Below are 8,593 nucleotides of genomic sequence, written 5' to 3'. Positions count from 1 at the left end.
ACTTCGAAAATACGGAATATCTCATAACGAAGCACTTAAATTAGCTGCGAGTAGGAAGGGGTATTGGAATAATTCAAAAACACCTGCCCTTCATCGAGCACTATCAAATGAGCGACTATTGAAGTGGGGGCTAAGAAATTTAAACCTTCGCTTGAAAGCAAGTCAATTTAGATCTGACTATAAATTAAAACGATACTTAAATTATTGAACCGCCGTATACGGATCCGTACGTACGGTGGTGTGAGAGGTCGGTAGGTGAATTAATCACCTACCTCCTACTCGATTGCCAACGCTTCCTGGTCAGTAATTGCAATGGTTGATAGTTTTCTTTTGCGAGACACTGATAACAATGCCTGTGTTTCCGCTATCAGGCGACTAAAACTAAAAAGAATAACAACATCATCTTGTTTTAAATGAAGCAATGTTTCAATCATTTCACTTCTACCTTCTGTCCTATCCGTCGTAAACGATAAAAAAGTAACTCTCCTAACCCTTTACTAACACCAAAACTAAAATATGTAGTTGGTCCGCCCGAAGCAAGAGTATCCGTACTTTATCTGGTTGTTTTGCTTTTAATTTTACTCAACGGAAAGTGTTAAAGAATAAATTTACTTAAAAGTTTGAAAATTTAAACAGTGCACGTTATAGTTAAAGAAAAAGGAATGGAGTGAACGTGATGAGTAAAGATTTACGTATTAAGAGTCATGTTTTTGATGAAGCCACCCGTGCCCCTAATCGAGCGATGTTGCGGGCGGTTGGTTTAACTGATCAGTCCTTTAAACAACCGATGATAGGTATTGCCAGCACGTGGAGTGAAGTCACGCCGTGTAATATACATTTAAACCGCTTAGCTGAAAAAGCAAAGGAAGGTGTTGTAAAAAAAGGTGCGACAGGGATGATTTTTAATTCAATCACTGTTTCTGACGGTATTTCCATGGGGACACAAGGCATGCGCTATAGTCTACCTAGTCGTGATGTTATCGCAGATTCGATTGAGACTGTTATTCAAGCTGAAAACTTAGATGCTTATGTCGCGATTGGTGGTTGTGATAAAAATATACCCGGTTGCATGATTGCAATTAGTCGTACAGACGTGCCTGCCATATTTGTTTATGGGGGAACGATTGCGCCTGGCTATCGAAATGGTGAGAAATTAGATATTGTCTCTGTATTTGAAGGAGTCGGTAAACATAACAATGGCGACTTGTCAGATGAAGAACTCCACGGAATCGAATGTGCTGCCTGTCCAGGGGCTGGTAGCTGTGGTGGGATGTATACAGCGAATACGATGGCAAGTGCCGTTGAAGCAATGGGGATGAGTTTACCAGGAAGTTCATCAAACCCCGCTGAATCTAAAGAGAAATATAGAGATGTAACACGCGCAGGAGAAGCGGTCTATCATTTACTTGAAAGGGAAATTTACCCGAAAGATATTATGACAAAGGCCGCGTTTGAAAACGCGATTACAGTTGTTATGGCCTTAGGTGGCTCAACCAACGCTGTTTTACATTTGTTAGCGATAGCGAATACACTCGATGTCGACATTACGATGGATGACTTTGATAGGCTACAGAAAAAAGTCCCGCATTTAGCGGATTTAAAGCCTAGTGGTAAATATGTAATGGAAGATCTATTTAAAGTGGGCGGTGTACCAGCCGTGATGAAATTATTACTTAAGCACGGCTATCTGCATGAAGATTGTTTAACAGTGACAGGAAAAACCGTGAAAGAGAACTTAGCTGAGTTCCCAGATTTAAAGGAAGGACAAGACATTATTCGACCGTTTGATAATCCGTATAGAGAAACGGGACCTCTCGTTATTTTAAAAGGAAACTTAGCCCCGCGGGGTGCCGTAGCAAAAGTATCAGGTGTTAAAGTGACCTGTCATAGGGGACCAGCACGCGTATTTGAGTCAGAGAAAGCTGCGACAGAAGCGGTGATGAATAATGAGATTCATTCTGGAGATTGTTTGATTATTCGTGGGGTAGGACCAAAAGGCGGGCCAGGTATGCCGGAGATGTTATCTATTTCTGCGATACTTGTAGGTAAGGGCCTTGGTGAAAAAGTCGCTCTACTTACAGATGGTCGCTTCTCAGGTGGTACGCACGGATTGGTTGTTGGTCATATCGCACCCGAGGCTATGGACTTTGGTTTGATTGCGGTCGTAAAAGAAAATGATGAGATTACGATCGATTCTGTTACCCAAGAATTAACGCTTCATGTAGATGAAAAGGAAATCAAGGAAAGATTTGCTTTATGGAAACGTCCACCCCTCTATCAGCGTGGTGTCTTAGGTAAATATGCGCATAGTGTGAGTTGTAGTTCAAAAGGAGCGGTTACTGATCTATTTGAGAATGTGTAACAAACACTTAAATTATAAGTGTAAGAATAAATTGCGGGGTAATGACCATATTGGTCGTTACCCCGCTTTTAATCTAACTTATGGGGCAAAGTGACAATGTAAGATTCCACTGATTTCTGAGCAGATTATGATATTGTGAACAGGGCGTCTATCGCCTATACTTAATTTAAGCGTTAGTTAAATTAATTTATAAAGACGTTTTCAATCAAGATTGAATGGAGAGAAAATTACAAAAATGATGAAATGCATATCTTAAAGCATTCGTTTTGAAGGGGTGTGGTGTAGGAAAAAAGTTGTGGCCTTTTTTTGTAAAAAGTGTTATACTGCTCCTGTGGAATCGTTTGCGCAGGTTTGTTGTACAAACGATGAGCTTTTGCGTTCATTACAGACATAGGGGTGAAATAAGTGAAGATACTTAAGCAAAGAAGAACTAAAGAAAAAAATCAACCTGAAGTAAGTAAGTGGATGAGCCGCTTTAAGCAACGAGAAATGAAAGCGGATGCAAAAACATCGGTAAGTAATCGGAAGTTAATCCACAAGTTGTATGGTCTTATCGCCTTGATCGTTTTAATCTGTGTGATTGCAGCTGGACTCATCTTTACTAATGCATCAAGAGTAGAGGAGACAAGTGCGTCATTAGATCAATCCGCACGTTTCCAACAAGATTTTTCTAATTTAGTAAATGAACTTAATACGACGAGTATCAAATACTATCAACTCGTATCATCTGGTTATAGTAAAGATGTCGTAGAAGATGCCGAAGAGAGTTTGAGCAATGCGCGTACCATTTTTGATGAACTAAATCAAACGATCTCAAGTGATAGTTCTTTACATAATTACTTTACTAATCTTGACACGGCGTTGACAGATTATCGAAGTATTTATGAAGAAAATTTCACAACGATCTTCGTTGGGGATGAACAAGACCGAATCGCGATGCGGGTGACGCCTGTCATTACACGAAATTTACAAGTCATTGAAAATGTGAATAGTCGGATTGTCTCCCAACTAGAAGCTGAACGTGAGACCGTTTCGCAAGAAATGGAAACAGCATTACAAACATCAAGTACCGTCATTATGGGAGCGTTACTCATATTAATTATCGTACCCCTGATCACACTACTTATCTTTGCGGCTACTTTAAAACAAGGTGTGACTTATGTGATGAATCGCATTCGCCATTACCATGAAGGGGATTTAGCATTTACCCAATCCAAATCACGCAAAGATGAATTCGGTTTAATCGATGAACGATTGAGCAAGATGGGTTCGCAATTAGATCAGCTGATAAAACAAAGTCAATCAGTAGCAACTGAAGTTGTTAATGTCGTCAGAACAACATCTGATCAATCGGATCAACAAATGCAAGGGATGAATGATATAGAGATGATGATGCAGGCATTTAGTGATGAAATGGAAAAACAGACCGACTTCACCGGAACCATCTCTGCGACAACAGAAGAAGTGTCCGCTTCAGCTGAAGAAATTCAAACGTCTATGCAGCATATGAATGCCCGTTTACAAGGTGTGAAATCTATTTCAGTTAATGGGAAAGATTTAATGATAGTACTTGAACAAACAATGAATAAACTAACAGATCAAACGTATTCAACAAAAGCGCGTATTGATTCAATTGAAAGTAAACTCGATCATATTACATCCTTTATACAAGGTATTGATGACATTGCCGATCAAACGAATTTACTAGCAATTAATGCGTCTATTGAAGCGGCTAAAGCTGGTAAAGAAGGTCGAACATTTGCGGTTGTTGCTGATGAGATTAGAAAACTATCACAAGGGACAAATACATTTAGTAATCAAACAAAAGATGTCCTTGCTTCATTACTCGAAGAGGTGGAAGCGGTAGTTAAAACGTTTGAAAGTTTTGAGCGACAAACAAAGCAGAGCTTAGATCAAACAAAACAGTCAACAGAATTATTTGAGACGATAGCTGTTGATAATGAAAAACTAACACAAGAACAGTCAGAAATTAATCAATCTGTTGAACAAATTAACTTAGCAATTGAAGATGTAGCGACATCTGTTACGGAACTAGCGAATGGTGCAACCGGTTTGCAGCATAAGATTCAAGAAGTGACAAATATTATCGAAGATCAAGGTAAACGACAAGAAGAATTGACAACAAACGTGAAATCATTAGAAGAAACTGCAGGTCGTTTAGTCAATAAATAAATGAAGAACTACCAGTGAGTTAAGCGTTTACAAAGTTTTTGAAGTTTTTTTAAAAAAAGGGGTTGTCATTTGTAAGCGTTTAATAGTATAATGAATTTAACGAGCGGTGCAAGCGATTTCACAACTTAATCTAAGTTAAATAATTGCAAGGCCGTTTATGCAGGAAGTCTTACACTCATGTTCTAATAAACTACATACGTAAGCTGCCAAAATTACAGTTTGTTAGAAAATGCTTTGAAAGCGGTTTAAAAAGTCGCGAGTAGGGGGAGACAAAGAGTGCAAGATGGAATGTAAATTTAATCACTCATTTTAGAGGGGGAAACACACATGTTAAAAGGCAAATCATTTTGGTTAACAGCTTTACTTATGTTGGTACTTTCAATGTTTTTAGTCGCTTGTGGTGGCGATGACGAGGCAACAGATGACGGTGCAACAGATACAGGCTCAGATTCAGCAGAAACAGATGGTGAAGATGAAGGAACAGATCTTCCAGAAAAACCTGAATCTTTATCTGTATGGGTAAATGATGAAGAACAACAATTAGACGCTTACGAAGAAATCTTTGCTCGTTTCACTGATGAGTATGGTATCGACGTATCTATTACTCCTTACAGCATGCTTGATCAACTAGATGGTATTGGGTTAGATGGTCCATCTGGTCAAGGTCCAGATCTTTTCTTCCAACCACATGATCGTATGGGAGATATTCACTTACAAGGTGTGGCAGCTGCTTTAGAATTCACTCCAGAACAAGAAGCACAATTAGCAGGATACAACCAAGAAGCATTAAATGCTTTTAACTATGAAGGCAATCAATACGGTATTCCAGCTGTAGTTGAAACTTATGCATTGTTCTACAACAAAGCATTAGTGCCAGAACCACCAAAAACAATGGATGATTTAATGGATATTGCACGTGACTTAACAGATGCAAGCAATAATCAATACGGATTCATGATGGATGCACTTAACTTCTACTTTGTTTATCCATTCCTAACAGGCGACGGTGGTTACATCTTTGCTCAAGACGCAAATGGTAACTACGATCCAAGTGATATTGGTCTGAATAATGAAGGTGCTGTAGCTGGTGCTACAACGATTCAATCTTGGTTTGAAGAAGGTTTAATTCCACAAGGTGCGGACTTAGACGTTATTAACGGACTATTTATGGATGGTAACGTTGGTATGGTTGTTAACGGTCCATGGGCTATTCCTGATTACCAAGGTGCGTTAGGTGATGACTTAGGCATCGCGATTTTACCAGAAGTAAATGGCGAAGTATTAAATTCATTCTCAGGAAACAAAGGTTGGTTAGTTTCTTATTACACTGATCACCAACACTGGGCAACTGAACTTGCATTATTTGCAACAAATGCGGCGAACTCAGAAACTTACTTTGAAATTGCCGGTGAACTTCCTGGACATACAGATGTTGAAATTGATAATGAGTTAATGGCGGCGATCTTTGATCAAACACAATTTGCTCATCCAATGCCAAACATTCCTGAAATGTCTAAAGTTTGGGAGCCAATCGCAGATGCTTTAACATTTATTTCTCAAGGTGAAGACCCACAAGAAGTACTTGATGAAGCTGTAGAATTACTAAAAGAAGATATTGCAATTATGCAACAATAAGTTAGAGTGAGAGGGATTGAGTTCTTACACTCAATCCCTCCTTACTTTTACTGAGGAGGGAAAGGCTAAATGGCTACAAATAATAAACAGACCGAAGCTACAGAACATAAAAAACATAACCCTACACTCGCAGCACTTCTATCAATTATCCCTGGCCTTGGTCAAATGTACAATAAACGTTTCATCAAAGGCTCTATTATATTTATCCTCTTTACAGCGTTTTTAATTACGATGTTCGATTTTCTATCAACGGGTGTGACAGGTTTAATGACACTTGGGGTAGAAGAACGTATCGATGATTCTCGGGTATTTTTAAGTGAAGGTATTCTATCACTCATCTTTATTGCGTTTTTTATCACTTTCTATGTCGTAAATATTCTTGATGCTAGAAATGATGCTAGAAAACTGCAAAGGGGCTGGAAGGTCCCAGGTATGGTAGAAGGATTTAGAAATGCTTGGGATACAGGTTTCCCGTATTTACTCGTTGGACCTGGTCTAATTTTACTGATTTTCGTTGTGCTTTTCCCGCTTTTATTTATGGGATTCTTAGCATTTACGAACTATTCTCTTTACAATGCACCTCCTCGTGCGCTGTTAGAGTGGGTTGGCTTTAAGAACTTTATTGATATTTTTACTGTTCCAGCGTTAAGAGGAACTTTTATCAACGTATTATCTTGGACATTGATTTGGACATTTTTAGCAACAACTTTATCAATTGCACTTGCAATGTTTTTATCAATCTTAGTAAATGATCCACGTCTTAAATTTAAACGTCTCATTCGTACCGTTTTTATTTTACCTTGGGCCGTTCCAGGATTTGTAACAATTATTATCTTTACCGCACTTTTTAATGACAATTTTGGTGCCATTAATGCAGATATTATTCAACCACTCTTTGGAACGTCTATTCCGTGGTTAACGAATGCGAGTTGGACAAAAGTAGCGCTTATTATGATTCAAGTATGGCTTGGATTCCCGTTTGTCTTTGCCTTATTTACAGGGGTACTTCAAGGGATCTCAAGTGACTGGTATGAAGCAGCGGATATGGACGGGGCTACGCGCTGGCAAAAATTTACGCAGATTACGTTCCCGCACTTAATGTTTGCGACAGGACCACTTTTGATTACACAGTACACGTTTAACTTTAATAACTTTAATATCATTTACCTCTTTAATGGTGGTGGACCGCCAGTCCGTGGTCAATCAGCCGGAGGAACAGATATCTTGATTTCTTGGATATACAATCTAACGTTTACGAATTCACAGTATAGTTTAGCTGCTGCGATTTCAATTATTTTAGGTATTTTTGTAGCGACATTCGCTTTCTTCCAATTCCGTCGCTCAAGCTCGTTTAAAGAGGAGGGACAATACTAATGGCTAGTCAACCAATGAGTAGAAAAACAAGAAACACCTTAGAATTAGTCGTGATGTATGCGATAATCGCTGTCATGTTTGTGATTATCATTTATCCACTCCTATGGGCATTTGGTATGTCACTTAATCCAAGTTCAAACCTTTATGGTGCATCAATTATTCCTGAAAACTGGAGCCTCGTTCACTATGAATGGCTCTTCACAAATCCACGTAGTAATTATTTACTCTGGTATAAAAACACACTGATTGTGTCACTATCTGTGGCAACAGTTGGGACGTTACTTGTTAGTTTTACTGCTTATGCTTTCAGTCGTTACCGTTTTAGAGGGCGGACGTATGGTTTATATGCCTTTCTTTTACTACAAATGTTCCCAGTATTAATGGCGATGGTGGCGTTATACATCTTGCTTAATACGATTGGTTTATTGGATAGCTTACTGGGATTAATTATTATCTATATTGGTGGTAATATCCCAATGAATGCTTTCCTAGTAAAAGGTTACTTTGATACGTTACCGAAAGAACTCGATGAATCAGCTAAGATGGATGGGGCAGGTCACTTTAGAATCTTCTTCCAAATTCTCTTGCCACTTGCCAAACCAATTTTAGCCGTCGTAGCATTATTTAACTTTATGAATCCATTTATGGACTTCATCTTGCCACGTATTATCTTACGTAGCCCTGAGAACTACACACTGGCACTTGGTCTTTTTAACTTCGTTAATGACCAGTTCTCAAATAACTTTACTCGATTTGCGGCTGGTGCAATTCTAATTGCCATCCCTATTGCTACTGTGTATTTATTCTTACAGAAATACTTGATTTCAGGTCTTTCAGCAGGTGCAACAAAAGGTTAATAAACAAAAGAGTCATCAGACAATGTCTGGTGACTCTTTTTAAAATAACATAGTTAATAGTTAAAGCTCGCTTTTTATGGCTCTATACTAAATGTGGTGGTACCCCTTGATCTGACATGCCCTTAGCTTATATCAAAAAAACACACTTATACACCCTCATTTGTTAAACTAT

6 protein-coding genes and 1 pseudogene are annotated in these 8,593 nt (G+C 38.6%); 6 read left to right on the top strand and 1 reads right to left on the bottom strand.

The annotated features are described in order from the left end of the window. A pseudogene (locus BM163_RS13925) lies at positions 1-208 on the top strand (hypothetical protein); the annotation flags it as partial. Between the two features lie 67 nt (positions 209-275). Here BM163_RS13925 and BM163_RS13265 read toward each other — a convergent pair. Further along, entirely contained in the window at positions 276-434 is a 159-nt protein-coding gene (locus tag BM163_RS13265) for an SIS domain-containing protein (protein ID WP_089803654.1), read from the bottom strand. A 242-nt stretch (positions 435-676) separates the two neighbouring features. Between BM163_RS13265 and ilvD the strand changes: the two genes are divergently transcribed. The 5 genes from ilvD to BM163_RS13240 all read left to right on the top strand — a co-directional run bounded on the left by ilvD (position 677) and on the right by BM163_RS13240 (position 8,421). Continuing rightward, positions 677-2,362 carry a dihydroxy-acid dehydratase gene (ilvD, locus tag BM163_RS13260; RefSeq protein WP_089803653.1) on the top strand — a complete coding sequence of 562 codons (1,686 nt, stop codon included), beginning with the start codon at positions 677-679 and terminating at the stop codon, positions 2,360-2,362. 405 nt (positions 2,363-2,767) lie between these two features. Then, positions 2,768-4,555, top strand: a complete 1,788-nt coding sequence (locus BM163_RS13255) for a methyl-accepting chemotaxis protein (RefSeq protein WP_229675580.1) — start codon at positions 2,768-2,770, stop codon at positions 4,553-4,555. A gap of 327 nt (positions 4,556-4,882) precedes the next feature. Then, positions 4,883-6,190 carry an extracellular solute-binding protein gene (locus BM163_RS13250; protein WP_089803652.1) on the top strand — a complete coding sequence of 436 codons (1,308 nt, stop codon included), beginning with the start codon at positions 4,883-4,885 and terminating at the stop codon, positions 6,188-6,190. A gap of 69 nt (positions 6,191-6,259) precedes the next feature. Continuing rightward, entirely contained in the window at positions 6,260-7,564 is a 1,305-nt protein-coding gene (locus BM163_RS13245) for a sugar ABC transporter permease (RefSeq protein ID WP_089803651.1), read from the top strand. Between the two features lie 14 nt (positions 7,565-7,578). Then, a complete protein-coding gene (locus tag BM163_RS13240) occupies positions 7,579-8,421 on the top strand; it encodes a sugar ABC transporter permease (protein WP_089803655.1) in 843 nt (280 codons plus the stop codon). The last annotated feature ends 172 nt before the right edge of the window (positions 8,422-8,593 follow it).

This window comes from Halolactibacillus alkaliphilus, from assembly GCF_900115465.1.
Classification (GTDB): Bacteria; Bacillota; Bacilli; order Bacillales; family Amphibacillaceae; genus Halolactibacillus; species Halolactibacillus alkaliphilus.
Note: the sequence above shows the minus strand (reverse complement) of the source record. Positions and strands in the feature narration are given on the sequence as shown.

Excerpts from the sequence above, each read along its gene's own strand:
- BM163_RS13240 (WP_089803655.1), top strand. The coding sequence starts at position 7,579 with ATGAGTAGAAAAACAAGAAACACCTTAGAATTAGTCGTGATGTATGCG.
- BM163_RS13265 (WP_089803654.1), bottom strand. The coding sequence starts at position 434 with ATGATTGAAACATTGCTTCATTTAAAACAAGATGATGTTGTTATTCTT.
- ilvD (WP_089803653.1), top strand. The coding sequence starts at position 677 with ATGAGTAAAGATTTACGTATTAAGAGTCATGTTTTTGATGAAGCCACC.
- BM163_RS13250 (WP_089803652.1), top strand. The coding sequence starts at position 4,883 with ATGTTAAAAGGCAAATCATTTTGGTTAACAGCTTTACTTATGTTGGTA.
- BM163_RS13245 (WP_089803651.1), top strand. The coding sequence starts at position 6,260 with ATGGCTACAAATAATAAACAGACCGAAGCTACAGAACATAAAAAACAT.